Origin of the sequence: Burkholderia cenocepacia, assembly GCF_900446215.1 — a bacterium.
In the GTDB taxonomy this organism is placed as follows: Bacteria; Pseudomonadota; Gammaproteobacteria; order Burkholderiales; family Burkholderiaceae; genus Burkholderia; species Burkholderia cenocepacia.
In genome coordinates this window covers 1,564,792-1,579,108 of the sequence record NZ_UAQZ01000001.1, presented here as the reverse complement: position 1 = coordinate 1,579,108, position 14,317 = coordinate 1,564,792, and the positions used below count along the sequence as shown (strand labels likewise).

The following is a 14,317-nucleotide window of genomic DNA, read 5'->3' as shown; positions in this document are numbered from 1 at the left end:
CGAACCTACGCGGCGAGCGCGGCCGCCTTGATGTTGAACGCGCGCAGCAGGTCCTCGCAGAACGCGTCGACGATCGGCTTGTCGCTCGTGCTGCGCTTCATCGCGAGATGCAGCGGCACGTCGAAGCTGAACGTCGCGCGGCCGACCGCCTTCACGAGCCCGCGCTGCTCGAACGGCTCCGCGTAATGCGCGGGCAGGTAGCCGAGATGGCCGCCCGACAGGATCAGGATCGTCGCGGCCTCGATGCTGTCCGCGCTCGCGGTCACGCGCCGCTCGGGCAGCGGATACTGCTCCTCCGGCACCGGATACGTGCGCCATACCCAGTCGTGCAGTTGCAGATCGTCGGCCGTCACGGGCCGCGACGCATGGAACAGCGGATGCCCGCGCCCGCAGTAGATCACCTGCTGCTCGGTGAACAGCGGCGTGTAGAGCAGGCCCGGCACGCGATGCCAGAAATAGCCGATCGCGAGATCGAGCTGGTTGTTGACGAGGCTTTCCTCGAGCTCCTGCGGCGACGCGACCTTCATCGCGAACGTGACGGCCTGGTCGCGCTGGCGGAACGCGCCGATCGCGTCGGCCACGCGCGCGTTCTCGACGAGCGGCGCCTGGCCGATCAAGCCGATCGACAGCGTGCCGACCAGCTTGCGGTCGATGTCGCGCACGCGCGCGACGAATTCGGACGTCGCCGCGACGAGCGTGCGCGCGGTGGCCGCGAAACGTTCGCCCTTCGACGTCAGGCGAAAGCCGCCGCGCCCGCGATCGCACAGCTTGAAGCCGACGCGCGCTTCGAGCGCCGACAGCTGCGTGCTGATGGTCGACTGCCGCACGCCGAGCGACGCCTCGGCGGCGGTGATGCCGCGTGCGTCGACGACGGCCAGAAAGACCCGGATGAGCCGGAGATCGAGATCGGTGGTATTCGAAAACATGCTGGAAGCCGCTGCCCGTGTACGCATGGCCGGCACGGCGCGAATCGTGCGCTGCCTGACCGCCTTCGCCGATGAACCGAACCTGACGCGCGCCGCCATCGGCAGCGGCGCGCGTCGCAACCGTCACTCGGGCGCCACCGCGAGCGGGCGCGCCATGCCGAACACGGCCGGCCGCAGCCGCCCGTAACAGAGGAACGCGACCGCGCACAGCACGATCGCCGCGAACAGCGCCGACTGCGTGCCCGCACGTTCGATCAGCGAGCCGCCCGCGACCGAGCCGACGCCATAGCCCAATGCGACGCAGCCCGGCGACAGCGCGGCCGACTTGCCGATCAGGTCGTACTGCGGAATCGTCGCGTAGATCAGCAGCGCGCCGCCGGTCCAGCAGCCGATGAACACGATCGCGCCGAGCGTGAACGTCGCGACCGACGCCGGCATCGCGAGCAGCACCGCCGCGACCGCGCAGCCGCCGAGGTTCATCAGCGTCCAGCGGCGCAGGCCCGCGCCGGCGCCGAGCTTCGGCATCGCCGCGCAGATCACCAGGCTCGCGACGTTCGCGACGCCGAGCACGAGCGAGACCGACCGGCCGCTCAGGCCCGCATCGGTACCGATCTTCTCGAGGAAGGTCCACACGACGCCGACGCCGCCGTACAGCGCGAGCTGCGCGCACAGCACGAGCATCGCGCCCTTGCGGTCGATGCCGCCGACGGCGCCGGCCGGCGTCGGCGCGGCCATCGTTTCGCCGCGGCGAAACAGCGGCGTCGCGAGCACGAACATGCCGAGCACGCAGGCCACGAAGCCGAACACCCCATACGCGCCCCACGTGCCGCTCAGCAGCGGGAAGAGATAGGCGAGCAGCACCATGCTCCACATCACCTGTCCCATCAGCATGATCCCGAGATTGCGCTCCGGCGCGCGCGAATACGACAGGTAGCGCAGCGCGATGCCGTTCAGCCCGCCCGACCCGACGCCCGCGACGAACTGCAACGTCGAATACGCGACGAGCCCGTGCGTCGCGAGCGTGCCGAGATTCGCGCCGGCCGCGAGCGTCACCGCGCCCGCGAGCACGAGCCGCACCGGCTGGCGGCCGAGCACGAACGCGACGAGCAGCGTGCCCGTCGATTCGCCGAGCACCTCGATGAAGCTCGACAGCCCGAGCGCCGCTTCGCCGAAGCCCCAGTGGCGTTCGACCTGCCCGACGATCGCGGGCAGACCGAGAAAGACCGTCGGCCCGAGCATGCCGAGCAGCAGCATCACGACGACGAACAGCGCGCTTTCCTGCCGCGCTTCATCCTGCAGGTTCACAACGTTCATGGGGTGTCTCTCTCCGTGTCCGCCGTGCGGACCGTCTCCTCGGGGGAGCGTGTCATGGCGGCGGCCCGCGCGGGGCCGCCGTGTCGCTTACATCGGGAAGCCCATCGCCTTGAGGCCGCTGATCCACGCACGCTTCCAGCCGCCTTCGGCATCCGCGCCGTCGAACGCATGGAACGTGATCTTCGCGGCGACCCAGCGCATCGGCTCCGGCGGGATGTAGCTCGGGCTCTGGTTCGCGATGTCGAGCTTGCGCTCCGGGCTGTCGCGGTCGAACAGGATGTTCAGCCCCATGAACGCGCCGAACCGGCTCGCCGCGACGCCGAAGCCCGTATAGCCGGCGACGAACACGGCCTTGTCGCCGAGATAGCGCTTCGCGAACACCGAGCCGCGCGAGCAGTAGTCGATCGGGCCGCCCCACGCGTGCGAGAAGCGCACGTCGCTCAGTTGCGGGAACGTGCGGTAGAACGCTTCCGCGAGCCGGTAGTAGGTTTCGCGCCGGCCGTCCTGATGCGGCTCCGGGTCGCCGTCGAAGTGATAGCTGACCAGGCCGCCGAAGATGATGTTGTTGTTCTTCGTCAGCCGGAAGTAGTTGAGCTGCGTGCGCGTGTCGTACACGCCCTGGCGATTCTTCCAGCCGATCCGCGCGAGTTGCGCGTCCGTCAGCGGCTCGGTCGCGAGCACGTGGTCGCGCACCTGCATCACGCGCCGGTTGATGTCGGGAATCCCGACCTTCGCGGTGCCGCTGCCGAACACGACGCGCGGCGCGCGCACGCTGCCCTTCGGCGTCTTCACGAACACCGTGCTGCCTTCGTCGGTCACGCTCGTGAGCGGCGTGTGCTCGTACAGCGTCACGCCGAGCTGCAGCGCCGCGCGCTTCAGCCCCCATGCGAGCTTCGCCGGATGCACGATGCCGCTTCGGTTGCGCGACCACAGCGCGCCCGCGAACAGCGGCGAATTCAGTTGCGCGAGTGTTTCGTCGCGGTTCAGCAGCACGACGTCGTGGCCGTATTCGCGATGCAGGTCGTAGTCGCCCTTCAGGTGCACGAGGTGCTCGGGATCGACCGCGACCGTCATCTCGCCGTTCCATTCGATGTCGGCGTCGATGTCGTAACGCTTCAGCGTTTCCTCGAAACCGTCGAGGTTGCGGTGTCCGAACGCTTCGAGCTGCGCGATATCGTTCGGGAACACGCGCACCGCGTTCGGCAGCCCGTGCATCACCGACGTCGAGATGATCCCGCCCGCGCGGCCCGATGCGCCGTGCGCGACCTTGCCGGCCTCGATCAGCACCACGTTCAGGTGCGGCATCTGTTCTTTCGCCTGCACGGCCGACCACAGCCCCGTGAAGCCGCCGCCGACGATCAGCAGGTCGGCCGTCACGTCGCCGACGAGGGCCGGCTCGGCGGCCGGCGCGGCCGGGTTGTCGAGCCAGTACGGGAACAGTTTCGTATTCGCGAGCGCCGCTTCGACGCCCAGCGCGACCGGCGCGCCGCGCAGCGCGTGCGCGTCGACCGGCGCGGTCCGTTTTGCTTCGTTGACTTCCATTTCCATGATCCCAGCCATCACACGCGAAAAACGAAACCGCCGCCGGGTTCGCGTCACAGGGACGACGACGACGCGGCGGCGGTTTCCGACATCACGACTGCTCGAGCAGCACGTAGAACTTCTTCGCGTCCTCGATCGTCTCCCAGCGGCCCGCGAAACCGGCCGGCAGCAGATAGCCCTGGCCCGGCGTGAATTCCTTGCGGTTGCCCTCGACGTCGGTCAGCGCGATCCGGCCCTCGACGAGCCACACCGCTTCGTCGGCTGCCGTTTCCGGAAACTCCACCGAGCCGGCCTTGCCCTCCCACCAGCCGACGATGTAGTTGCCGCTCTTGCCTTCGGCCGCGCGCCAGTCGCTTTCGTCCATCCCGAAGTCGAGCTTCGTGAATTCGCCCACGCCTGCGCCCAGCGGCAGGATGTCCTTGATCAGTTTGGTCATCTGAATCTTTCGTCTCTCGATTGAAAAAAGCAGAGACAAAGTTACTCATTTACACTGCCCCGGTATGCCCCCCTTCGGGGGGGACAAGCCGCGTTTTCGGGGGTACGCGAGGCAGCAGGACTCCGTACGGTAATTCCCCTAATGACCTTTTCGGGCGCGGATCGCTACAATCGCGCCGCTTCAAGGGCCGGTTCCTGGGACCCGCATGCTGCTCAACGTGAACCCCTTCCACCGCGACGACGACCATTTCAACGTGTCGTTCAAGGCGCTGGGCGAGCTGATCGAGACGGTCGGCACGCCGCATTTCGTGCCGCGCCTCACGCAACTGCTGAACGACGTCGTGCCGCTCGACGTCGCGCACGTCGAACGCTCGCGCGTCGACGGCACGATGCCCACCGGCTACCGCTGCGAATGGATCGGCAGCAGCGGCATCGGGACCGAAGCCACCGAAATCTCCGACGTGATGACGCTCTACTACGAGCGCTTTCTCGACAGCGACCCGCTGTTCGCGGGGCTGCGCGGCAAGACCGGCACGATGCTGGTCGTGCGCGACATCGCGGCGATCCCGCCCGGCGAATTCCGCCAGCGGATCTACGACGACGTGCATATCGGTCACGAATGCGTGCTCGCACGCGGCACGCGCTATTCGCAGCATTCGATCGCGCTGGAGCGCGGCCGCGACCGTCCGCCGTTCACGCTCGCCGAGATGAACCGCTTCCGCAGCATCAGCGACGTGCTGTTCCCGCTGCTCGAACTGCATGCGTCGACCACCGCCGCGCGGCGCATCGCGCACCCGACGCCCGACGTCCATCCGCTCGCGCAATTCGACGCGCGGCTCGCGGCCGGCGACGTGAAGCTGTCGAAACGCGAATACGAGACCTGCAAACACCTGCTGTCCGGCAAGACCGTGCCCGAAGCCGCCGCGATTCTGGGCGTGCGCGTCGCGTCGGCCGAGTCGTACGTGAAGCGTGCCTTCGCGAAGCTCGGCGTGCGCACCAAGCGCGAACTCTCCGCATGGGGGTCGGCGGCAGCCGCGCTTCCCGCCGCCGGCGCGCACGACGACGACGCACCGCCGGCCATCCCGCGCTGACCCGCGCCGCCGCGTTCGGTCGCGCCGCGTCGATGCGGCGGCGCCACTTGCATCGAGACCTGTCGATGTAAACGTTGCGACTTCAGGATCTTCGCGCGTGCGTTCTCCTCTACCATCGGCCGATCGCTTGACACCAGAAAGAGGAGACGGCCCCATGCCCCGCGAACTGAACCAACCGATGGGCGGCAACGAGATGCCGCGCTTTGGCGGCATCGCCACGATGATGCGGCTGCCGCAGGCCACGACGACCGACGGCCTCGACGCGTGCTTCGTCGGCGTGCCGCTCGATCTCGGCACGTCGAACCGCTCGGGCGCGCGCTTCGGCCCGCGCCAGATCCGCACCGAATCCGTGCTGCTGCGCCCGTACAACATGGCCACCCGCGCCGCGCCGTTCGATTCGCTGCAGGTGGCCGACATCGGCGACGTCGCGACCAACCCGTACGACCTGAAGGACTCGGTGCGCCGCATCGAGGAGGCATACGACGCGATCGTCGCGAACGGCTGCCGGCCGATCACGCTCGGCGGCGATCACACGATCGCGTGGCCGATCCTGCGCGCATTGCACCGGAAGTACGGCAAGGTCGCGGTCGTGCACGTCGATGCGCACGCGGACGTGAACGACACGATGTTCGGCGAGAAGATCGCGCACGGCACGCCGTTCCGCCGCGCGGTGGAAGACGGCCTGCTGCAATGCGACAAGGTCACGCAGATCGGCCTGCGCGGCACCGGCTATCACGCGGACGATTTCGACTGGTGCCGGCAGCAGGGTTTCACCGTCGTGCAGGCGGAAGACTGCTGGAACAAGTCGCTCGCGCCGCTGATGGCGCAGGTGCGCGAACGCGTCGGCGACACGCCGGTGTACCTGAGCTTCGACATCGACGGCCTCGACCCGTCGTTCGCGCCGGGCACCGGCACGCCGGAAATCGGCGGCCTGACCGTGCAACAGGGCCTGGAGATCGTGCGCGGCATGAAGGGCCTGAACATCGTCGGCGCGGACCTCGTCGAAGTATCGCCGCCGTACGATCCGGCCGGCACCACCGCGCTCACCGGCGCGAACCTCGCGTTCGAAATGCTCTGCGTGATGCCGGGCGTCGCCTACCGCTAACCCGATCGACAGGATGACCGTCATGTCCACCGCCGAACTTTCCCGTTCCACGCACCCTTTCGTGCTGCCCGCCGCGCGCATCGCCGGCCAGCCGGTGCGCACGCATTCCGACACGATCGGCGCGCCGGTCTTCAACGCATCGACCGGCAATACGATCGGCTGGCAGGAATTCGCGACGCCCGCGCACGTCGACGCCGCGGTGCGCGCCGCGCGCGACGCGTTCGCCGGCTGGCGCGATACGCCGCCCGCCGAGCGCGGCCGCGTGCTCGCGGCGATCGCCGGGCGGGTCGACGCCGCGCGCGAGCGTCTCGCCGCGTTGCAGATGCAGGTGAGCGGCAAGCCGCCGTTCGAGGCCGACGCGGACGTCGGCGATGTCGTCGCGACCTTCGCGTACTACGCGAAGCTGTGCGAAGACCCGGCGCTGTTCGCGGCCGAACCGGTTGCGTTGCCGAGCGACGCCGTCACGGCCGAACGCTTCCACGATCCGGTCGGCGTCGCCGCGCTGGTGATGCCGTGGAATTTCCCGATGGTCACGACCGCATGGAAGCTCGCGCCCGCGCTCGCGGCCGGCTGCGCGGTCGTGCTGAAGCCGTCCGAGCTCACGTCGCCGACCGAGCATGCGCTGCTCGACATCGTCATCGAAGCGGGTGTGCCGGCCGGCGTCGTCAACGTCGTGAACGGCGACGCCGAGGTCGGCGCGGCGCTGACCACGCATCCGCTGATCGACAAGATTTCGTTTACGGGCAGCACGGCGGCCGGCCGCAAGGTGATGCAGGCCGCGGCCATCGACATGAAGCGCGTGACGCTCGAACTCGGCGGCAAGTCGTCGCTGATCGTGCGCGACGATGCCGATCTCGATGTCGCGGTGTCGCTCGCCGTGGCGGGCGCGTTCACCAACGCCGGCCAGATGTGCTCGGCCACCGCGCGCATCCTCGTGCACGACAGCCTCTATCGCAGCTTCATGGCCGCGTTCGAGACGGCCGTGCGCGCGCTCGTCGTCGCGCCGCCGGGCACCGACCAGGTCGCGATGGGGCCGCTGATCTCCGCCGCGCACCGCGCGCGAGTCGAGGCGATGCTCGAACACGGCGTCGATGCGGGCGCACGCATCGCGTTCAGCGGCCGCGTCGCGGACGCCGGCGGCGCCGGCTTCTTCATGGCGCCCGTCGTGATCGCCGAACCGGCCGCGGACAACCCGCTATGGACCGACGAAGTGTTCGGCCCCGTCGCGTGCGTGAAATCGTTCCGCACCGATGACGAAGCGATCGCGCTCGCGAACGATACGCGCTACGGGCTCGTCGCGACCGTCGTCACGCGCGATGCGGCCGTCGCACGGCGGTTCCAGCGGCGCGTGCGCGCGGGGCTCGTGTGGATCAATGCGCCGCAGCTGATCTACCCGCACGTGTGCTGGGGCGGCTTCGGGCTCAGCGGGATCGGGCGCGAACTCGGCGTCGCGGGGCTGCGCAGCTATCAGGAACTGCGCCACGCGATGCGCGCGATCGACTGACCGGTGCGGTCGTTCGGGTCGTGGGCGATACCGTGTCGCGCGGCGACGGTATCGCCTTTTTTTGCGAATTCGATATATTCCGTAGAATATATCGAGACCTGCATACCCGGAGCATCATCATGACCCGCACGGCGACGGATCGCACCCCGCTGCACAACGCCCGGGAACAGCCGTTCGCGCGCAAGATCAGCGCGCTCAAGCCGCTGTCGAGCGACGCGCGGGCGCAGCAGGTCACCGATGTCGTCGATGCGTTCCGCCGCCTGCGCGGCAGCGTCGCACGTTTCATCCGGATGTTCTCGGCCGCGCACGCCGAAGCCATGCCGGACGACGCACTGTCGGCCATGGGCCTTCGAGAATTGCTGTCGATGCTCGAACACGAAGCGCGCACTGCCCGCTTCACGCGGCTGCCCGAACTCGAACGCGCGATCGGCCACGCGCGCCGCCTCGAACGCACGCGCGACGACGTGTTTTCCGATGCGTTCAGCAACGACCCGGCCGCGATGCGCCGCGCGGTCATCGCGCTGGAGCGCGTCGACGTGCTGTTCGTCGGGTTGTGCGTCGAATCCGTGATCGCGCGCCATGCGCCGGCCTCGGCATCGACCCCGGTTCCGCCCGCTGCGCCTGCCGTCGTGCCGCAGCCGATCGACCGTTCAACGGCACTCTGCTGACCGCGCGATCCCCGCTGCCCGGTATTTCCCCGGCATCGGCCTCGTTATATTCCGTGGTATATTTCGAGCCATCTTTCGCGCATCCGTCTCCGGCCCGATCGTGCCGGATCGAGGTCAACATGCACGCTCCGCCCTTTCGCCTGGCCCGCACGGCGGACCTCTCGTCGCCCGGCGGCCATTCGCCCGCGGCAGCCGGCACGCGGATCGACGCCTGCTGCGCGCCGTCCCGCGCGCAACAAGTCGAACTGACGCGCCGCGCGCGCCTGTCCGAACTCGACGCGAACCTGCACTGCTCGATCATCGGCACGTGCCTGACCACGCACGAACTGCGCAAGCTGGTGCCGAAATTCGCCGATGTCGACCGTCAGCGCGCGACCGATCTGGAGATCCATCACGCGGCCGTCGAACTCGCGATCGGCGGCACGGCCGGCGCCAAGGCGTTGCACAAGGCGCTCGACGAGCGTTATGCCGGAGCGATCCGCGCATTCGACGGCGCGAAGGACGCGGACGCACTCGTCGCGCGCTGGAAGGACGCGCTCGCGAGCGGCGACATTCCCCCGGCGTACTGGGCGCTGATGACGCATCCGCGCGCGACGATGGCCGTGCGCCAGGTCGCGTTCGGCGACGTGCACATGCTGTCGCATCTGGTCGGCGCGGCCAATCGCGCCGATATCCGGCGGCTGGTCGCGCTCGAACGGGAGAATGCGGAACTGCACGCGAAGCTCGAACGACAGCAGGCACGCCTGCACGAAATGAGCACGCAGCGCGACGCGGCGCTGCAGGAGCGGGATGCGCTCCACGCACACCGGCACGCGCCACCGCTTGCGGCCGAAAGCGTGCTGCGCGACGAAGTACACGCGTTGCGCGAAGCGCTGGCGGCGCGCGACGAGCGGCTCGCGCTGCACACGAGCCGCCGCGAGGCGGCCGAGCAGCGGATCGCCGCGGAACAGGCAAGCGCCCGTGCGATGCGCGCGCGGCTCGACGACCTGATGGCGATGGTCAAGACGCTGCGCGCCGAAGCAAGCGCGCTCGAACAGGCGGTGCAGGCGTCGACGGACGACCCGGCCGAGCACGCGGCGCATTCGCTGTCGATACTGCGGGGCACGCGCGTCGTCTATGTCGGCGGACGGCCCGGCTCGAACCGCGCGATCCGGCGGATCGTCGAAACGGCGGGCGGCGAAGTGACGCTGCACGACGGCGGCATCGAGGATCGCAAGGGCTTGCTGGCCGCGGCGCTGCCAGGCGCGCGGATGGTCGTGTTTCCGGTCGACTGCATCGACCACGATTCGATGAACCTGCTCAAGCGCACCTGCGAGCGGCATCACATCGCGTACTACCCGCTGCGGACCGCCAGCGTGGCGAGCTTCGTCGAATTGATCGGGCGGCTCGATGCGCAGGCACGCGACGTCATCATGCCGAATGCCGCCGCGAGCGATACGTCGTCACGCTTCTGCCTGCGGCACGGGTAGGCCGGCGCGCACGTCAGCGCGACGCACCCTTCAGCGCCGCACCATTTTCGTGAGCGCGGCGATCTCGTCCGCGCAAGCCGCGTACGCGCGCGCCTCGATCCCGCGATAAAGACGGATGATTTCCTCGCCGACCGGCGTCAGCACGCTGCCGCCGCCGCTCTGCCCGCCATGCTCGGACACCGTCGCCGGCGATTTCAGCGAACGGTTCAGCTCGTCCATCAGCAGCCACGCACGCCGGTACGACATGTTCAGGCTGCGCGCCGCCGCCGAAATCGAGCCGTGCTCGCGCACCGCTTCGAGCAGCGCGACCTTGCCCGGGCCGAGCGCGATCGTGTCGGCCTGCTGGATACGCATCCTGAACCGCACCTCAGGCTTGGGGTGTGCCGGAGTCTTCATGTTGTCCGCCGTTAGATCGATGCGGGCAAGCATACACGATGGCCGGCACGGCGAACGCCGGCGGCCCACCTGCCTGGTTCAGCCCTCGGGCACGCGCGCGACGATGCCCGCCAGCCGCCTAGGACAGCACGATGTTCTTGATGACCTTCCGGATGTTCTTGTAGCTGTCGACCGACTCCGCTTTCTGGTCGGTGACCAGCGTGCCGATCCGCGCCGGTTCGCAGAAGCCGATCCGGCTGTTCGTGCCGAGCTTGCTGAAATCGGCGAGGATCGCGACTTCCGCCGCGTTGCTGACCATCGCGCGCGCCACTTCGGTTTCCATCCGGTCGTAGTTCGTCGCGCCGCGCACGTGGTCGACGCCGACCGGCGACAGCAACGCGAGATCGGCGCGATAGCGGAAGATTTCGGCGACCGTGCCGTCGCCGACCGTCGCCGCCGCGCGGCTGCCGATCATCCCGCCGAGCAGGATCGTTTCGTTCTTCGCCTGCGCCGGGTCACCCGAGCGCATCTTCAGCGCGACGTCGATCGAATTCGTGACGATCGTGAGGCCCGACAGCTTCGCCAGTTCCTCGGCCAGCAGCGTCGTGGTCGTGCCCGCGTCGATGAACAGCGTCTGCGAGCCCGACACCAGCCGCGCGGCCGCGCGGGCGATCGCCAGCTTCGCCTTCACATGCGTCTGCGCACGCTCGGCGATCGGCGCTTCGTCGCCGACCTGCACCGCGCCGCCGTGCACGCGCTTCAGTTCACCGAGCGCCTCGAGGTCGACCAGATCGCGGCGCACGGTTTCGCGCGACACGTTCAGCTCGGCCATGATCCGGTCGGTGGAAACGCGCTGCATCTTCGATAACAGAAGCCGAATCCTCTGGTATCGCTCTTCTTGCCACATGAAATGTCCTCGGAAATGTTCGTCAATATTATTCGAATGACCGTCTACCCAGCGCTTTCCTCCAATTTTTTGATGCCGGCGAGGGTCTGCAGGGATTGACGCGCCACCTGGAACTCGCCGCTCGTCATCTTCGAAAACACCACGTGGATGCGATCGTCGTCGGGCGTCGCGTCGTCCTGCTCGATGATGAACCGGACGATCCGTGCCTGGTCGATGCCGGGCATCGCCTGCAGCGACGTGAGCTTCACCGCGCCGCGGCTCGCGAGAATGCGCACGCCCCAGCGCTGCCGCGTCGCGAAGAAGCGCTTCTCGATCGGCTTCAGCCCGGCCAGGATCGCCAGCACGATCGCGGTCGCGGCGATCGCGGCCACGTACATCCCGCCGCCCACGGCGAGCCCGACCGCCGCGACGACCCACAGGCTCGCGGCGGTCGTCAGCCCGCGGATGATCTCGCCGCGCAGCATGATCGACCCCGCGCCCAGAAAGCCGATGCCCGACACGACCTGCGCGGCGACGCGCGACGGATCCAGCGACACGTTCTTCGCGTCCTGGATATCGGCGAAGCCGAACGCCGACACGACCATCACGAGCGCGGCCCCCACGGCCACCAGCATGTGCGTGCGCAACCCGGCCGCCCACGACAGCCGTTCGCGCTCGATGCCGACGAGGCTGCCGAGCAAGGCCGCCAGCAACAGGCGGGCAATGATTTCCAGCTGACTGATCATGCGAAGTCTCCTTGTCCTGCGGTTCCACTCGATGACGCGCAGCCCGTACGGGCCGCCCCGACTTTTCCTGCCCTCGTCCCGCCCACGTCGCACGGGCCACCCCACGATTTGTATTTTTGTGTGATCTTGCGATTTTGTGCGTTCTAATATACGGTACGCAAAACGACAAAGCCAGACCCAAGTTTGTTTGTTTCATCCGATCCACACGATCAATCGTCAGACCAATCAGGTAACACGATCCGGAACACTGCTTAGGAGACCGACATGATGAAGAAGGCATGGATGCTGGCTGCAACGTTGCTGACGGCGCTGGCAACGGCCCCCGCTCACGCGTCGGAAGGCGACGTGTGCAGGAAGGTGACGCTCGGCGACGTCGGCTGGAGCGACATCGCGGCCACCACCGGCGTCGCGATGATGCTGCTGGACGGGCTCGGCTACGAGGCCACCAAGACGATCGCGTCGCCGCCGATCGTGCTGGCCGGCGTGAAGAAGGCGCAGATCGATGCCTTCCTCGGCTACTGGGATCCGAGCATGACGCCGACCGTGAAACCGTTCGTCGACGCCGGCGCCGTTCACCTGCTGCCGCAGCCGAACCTGGTCGGCGCGCGCTACACGCTGGCCGTGCCGCAATACGCGTCGGACAAGGGCCTCAAGCGCTTTGCCGACATCGCCCGGTTTCGCGACCAGCTCGACGGCAAGATCTACGGGATCGGCGCGGGCAACAACGGCAACGCGCTGATCCAGCGAATGATCGACAAGAACGAGTTCGGGCTCGGCGGCTTCAAGCTGGTCGAATCGAGCGAAGCCGGGATGCTCGTGCAGGTGACGCGCGCGGTGCAGGAGCACCGGATGATCGTGTTCCTCGCGTGGGAGCCGCATCCGATGAACCTCCAATACAAGATCGCGTATCTCGACGGCGGCGACACCGTGTTCGGCCCGAACTACGGCTCCGCGAAGGTCTATACGCTGGTCTCGCCCGGCTATCTCGAACGCTGCCCGAACGTCGGCCGGCTGCTGACCAACCTGACATTCACGACCGACGAGGAGAACCAGCTGATGGTGCCGATCATGAATCACGCCGACCCGATCGCGGTCGCGAAGGAATGGGCGAAGAAGAACCCCGGCGTGCTGTCGAAGTGGCTCGACGGCGTCACGACCATCGACGGGAAGAACGCGAAGGACGCGATCGACAAACTCATCGGCGCGTGACGACGCGATACAAGGAACCACTCATGCACAAGAATCTCGCGCTGTTCGACCTCGATCACACGCTGCTGCCGCTCGACAGCGACCAGGCCTGGAGCCGCTTCATCACGCGGGTCGGGCAGGAGGACGACGCGCACACGGCGCTGATCGACGAGCACTACGGCCACTATGCGGCCGGCACGCTCGACATGGACGCGTATCTCGCCGTGACGCTCGCGCCGCTCACGCGCTACCCGCGCGAGCAGCTCGAACGCTGGCATGCGCAGTTCATGGACGAAGTGATCCGGCCGGCCATCACGCCGCAGGCGCGCGCGCTGGTCGACCGGCATCGCGAGAACGGCGACCTCTGCTGTATCGTGACGGCCACCAACGTCTTCGTCACGCGACCGATCGCGGCCGAGTTCGGGATCGAGCATCTGCTCGGCATCGAGCTCGACACCGACGACGGCACGCCGGCCGGGCGGTTCACCGGGCGCAGCATCGGCGTGCCGAGTTTCCGCGAAGGCAAGATCGTGCGCACGGCCGCGTGGCTGGCCTCGCTCGGCTACGCGGCTTCCGATTTCGAACGGACCTACTTCTACAGCGATTCGATCAACGACGTGCCGCTGCTCGACTACGTCACGCATCCGGTCGCGACCAATCCCGACGCGAAGCTTTCCGGGGTGGCCGGCACGCGCGGCTGGCCTGTCATGAAGTTGTTCTGATTCGGGCGATATGCTCTGCTGTCCATTTTCATGTCTGGAGGGGAAATGAAATACGGAATACGCAGCATTCATTCCAATCATTCAGGAATCCGACTCGATCAGGGTCATTCACGAACCGTCCCGCCTCGCCCTGCGGCAAGCCGTATTCCGCACTGGCGCGGCGTTTTCATGATCGCGCTCCTGTGCACGCTGGCCGGTTGCGGCGACGGCGACTCGAGCCCGGCCGGCAACATCGCCGCCGCGCGGGCATCGGCGCCGGCCTCGGCGTCCGCGCCGGTCGTGCATTGCGCGACCGCGTGCCACTGACCGACGCACGCCCCATCCGTCACCCTCGACAGAGAGCGAT

Annotated in this window: 15 protein-coding genes; 8 read left to right on the top strand and 7 right to left on the bottom strand. The window is 67.9% G+C overall.

All coding sequences use genetic code 11. The annotated features are described in order from the left end of the window. Nucleotides 1-5 precede the first annotated feature (5 nt). The 4 genes from DTA15_RS07345 to DTA15_RS07330 form a co-directional block, all read right to left on the bottom strand. Nucleotides 6-926, bottom strand: coding sequence for a LysR family transcriptional regulator (locus DTA15_RS07345; RefSeq protein ID WP_012493096.1), 921 nt, complete (start codon nucleotides 924-926; stop codon nucleotides 6-8). A gap of 123 nt (nucleotides 927-1,049) precedes the next feature. Continuing rightward, entirely contained in the window at nucleotides 1,050-2,240 is a 1,191-nt protein-coding gene (locus DTA15_RS07340) for an MFS transporter (RefSeq protein ID WP_006492867.1), read from the bottom strand. 87 nt (nucleotides 2,241-2,327) lie between these two features. After that, nucleotides 2,328-3,788 carry an NAD(P)/FAD-dependent oxidoreductase gene (locus DTA15_RS07335; protein ID WP_006484598.1) on the bottom strand — a complete coding sequence of 487 codons (1,461 nt, stop codon included), beginning with the start codon at nucleotides 3,786-3,788 and terminating at the stop codon, nucleotides 2,328-2,330. An 85-nt stretch (nucleotides 3,789-3,873) separates the two neighbouring features. After that, nucleotides 3,874-4,218 carry a cupin domain-containing protein gene (locus tag DTA15_RS07330; protein WP_006484551.1) on the bottom strand — a complete coding sequence of 115 codons (345 nt, stop codon included), beginning with the start codon at nucleotides 4,216-4,218 and terminating at the stop codon, nucleotides 3,874-3,876. Between the two features lie 205 nt (nucleotides 4,219-4,423). On the opposite strand from DTA15_RS07330, the gene DTA15_RS07325 reads away from it, so the two are divergent. From DTA15_RS07325 to DTA15_RS07305, 5 genes are all read left to right on the top strand, one after another. Beyond that, complete coding sequence (locus tag DTA15_RS07325) at nucleotides 4,424-5,308, top strand: helix-turn-helix transcriptional regulator (RefSeq protein WP_006484521.1); 885 nt, start codon at nucleotides 4,424-4,426, stop codon at nucleotides 5,306-5,308. Nucleotides 5,309-5,462: 154 nt separating this feature from the next. Further along, entirely contained in the window at nucleotides 5,463-6,413 is a 951-nt protein-coding gene (gene speB, locus DTA15_RS07320; protein WP_006495824.1) for an agmatinase, read from the top strand. Nucleotides 6,414-6,435: 22 nt separating this feature from the next. Next, nucleotides 6,436-7,917 (top strand): aldehyde dehydrogenase family protein, encoded by a 1,482-nt coding sequence (locus DTA15_RS07315; RefSeq protein ID WP_034178280.1) that lies wholly within the window; start codon nucleotides 6,436-6,438, stop codon nucleotides 7,915-7,917. 119 nt (nucleotides 7,918-8,036) lie between these two features. Then, entirely contained in the window at nucleotides 8,037-8,585 is a 549-nt protein-coding gene (locus DTA15_RS07310; RefSeq protein WP_012493093.1) for a hypothetical protein, read from the top strand. A 119-nt stretch (nucleotides 8,586-8,704) separates the two neighbouring features. Then, nucleotides 8,705-10,054 (top strand): DUF2325 domain-containing protein, encoded by a 1,350-nt coding sequence (locus tag DTA15_RS07305; RefSeq protein WP_006482218.1) that lies wholly within the window; start codon nucleotides 8,705-8,707, stop codon nucleotides 10,052-10,054. 30 nt (nucleotides 10,055-10,084) lie between these two features. Here the strand turns inward: DTA15_RS07305 and DTA15_RS07300 are convergent, their stop codons facing one another. The 3 genes from DTA15_RS07300 to DTA15_RS07290 all read right to left on the bottom strand — a co-directional run bounded on the left by DTA15_RS07300 (nucleotide 10,085) and on the right by DTA15_RS07290 (nucleotide 12,061). Then, complete coding sequence (locus tag DTA15_RS07300) at nucleotides 10,085-10,408, bottom strand: winged helix-turn-helix domain-containing protein (protein ID WP_006495828.1); 324 nt, start codon at nucleotides 10,406-10,408, stop codon at nucleotides 10,085-10,087. A gap of 160 nt (nucleotides 10,409-10,568) precedes the next feature. Then, nucleotides 10,569-11,336, bottom strand: coding sequence for a DeoR/GlpR family DNA-binding transcription regulator (locus DTA15_RS07295; RefSeq protein WP_006482225.1), 768 nt, complete (start codon nucleotides 11,334-11,336; stop codon nucleotides 10,569-10,571). Nucleotides 11,337-11,380: 44 nt separating this feature from the next. Then, a complete protein-coding gene (locus DTA15_RS07290) occupies nucleotides 11,381-12,061 on the bottom strand; it encodes an MgtC/SapB family protein (protein ID WP_006482226.1) in 681 nt (226 codons plus the stop codon). A gap of 264 nt (nucleotides 12,062-12,325) precedes the next feature. Here DTA15_RS07290 and DTA15_RS07285 point away from each other — a divergent pair, with 264 nt between their 5' ends. From DTA15_RS07285 to DTA15_RS38965, 3 genes are all read left to right on the top strand, one after another. Further along, nucleotides 12,326-13,270, top strand: coding sequence for a choline ABC transporter substrate-binding protein (locus tag DTA15_RS07285; protein WP_006482222.1), 945 nt, complete (start codon nucleotides 12,326-12,328; stop codon nucleotides 13,268-13,270). Between the two features lie 23 nt (nucleotides 13,271-13,293). Beyond that, nucleotides 13,294-13,971, top strand: coding sequence for an HAD family hydrolase (locus tag DTA15_RS07280; RefSeq protein WP_006482220.1), 678 nt, complete (start codon nucleotides 13,294-13,296; stop codon nucleotides 13,969-13,971). A 168-nt stretch (nucleotides 13,972-14,139) separates the two neighbouring features. Beyond that, nucleotides 14,140-14,277 (top strand): hypothetical protein, encoded by a 138-nt coding sequence (locus tag DTA15_RS38965; RefSeq protein ID WP_006482227.1) that lies wholly within the window; start codon nucleotides 14,140-14,142, stop codon nucleotides 14,275-14,277. The last annotated feature ends 40 nt before the right edge of the window (nucleotides 14,278-14,317 follow it).

Coding starts and splice junctions, on each gene's coding strand:
- DTA15_RS07345 (WP_012493096.1), bottom strand. CDS start 926: ATGTTTTCGAATACCACCGATCTCGATCTCCGGCTCATCCGGGTCTTT.
- DTA15_RS07340 (WP_006492867.1), bottom strand. CDS start 2,240: ATGAACGTTGTGAACCTGCAGGATGAAGCGCGGCAGGAAAGCGCGCTG.
- DTA15_RS07335 (WP_006484598.1), bottom strand. CDS start 3,788: ATGGAAATGGAAGTCAACGAAGCAAAACGGACCGCGCCGGTCGACGCG.
- DTA15_RS07330 (WP_006484551.1), bottom strand. CDS start 4,218: ATGACCAAACTGATCAAGGACATCCTGCCGCTGGGCGCAGGCGTGGGC.
- DTA15_RS07325 (WP_006484521.1), top strand. CDS start 4,424: ATGCTGCTCAACGTGAACCCCTTCCACCGCGACGACGACCATTTCAAC.
- speB (WP_006495824.1), top strand. CDS start 5,463: ATGCCCCGCGAACTGAACCAACCGATGGGCGGCAACGAGATGCCGCGC.
- DTA15_RS07315 (WP_034178280.1), top strand. CDS start 6,436: ATGTCCACCGCCGAACTTTCCCGTTCCACGCACCCTTTCGTGCTGCCC.
- DTA15_RS07310 (WP_012493093.1), top strand. CDS start 8,037: ATGACCCGCACGGCGACGGATCGCACCCCGCTGCACAACGCCCGGGAA.
- DTA15_RS07305 (WP_006482218.1), top strand. CDS start 8,705: ATGCACGCTCCGCCCTTTCGCCTGGCCCGCACGGCGGACCTCTCGTCG.
- DTA15_RS07300 (WP_006495828.1), bottom strand. CDS start 10,408: ATGCGTATCCAGCAGGCCGACACGATCGCGCTCGGCCCGGGCAAGGTC.
- DTA15_RS07295 (WP_006482225.1), bottom strand. CDS start 11,336: ATGTGGCAAGAAGAGCGATACCAGAGGATTCGGCTTCTGTTATCGAAG.
- DTA15_RS07290 (WP_006482226.1), bottom strand. CDS start 12,061: ATGATCAGTCAGCTGGAAATCATTGCCCGCCTGTTGCTGGCGGCCTTG.
- DTA15_RS07285 (WP_006482222.1), top strand. CDS start 12,326: ATGATGAAGAAGGCATGGATGCTGGCTGCAACGTTGCTGACGGCGCTG.
- DTA15_RS07280 (WP_006482220.1), top strand. CDS start 13,294: ATGCACAAGAATCTCGCGCTGTTCGACCTCGATCACACGCTGCTGCCG.
- DTA15_RS38965 (WP_006482227.1), top strand. CDS start 14,140: ATGATCGCGCTCCTGTGCACGCTGGCCGGTTGCGGCGACGGCGACTCG.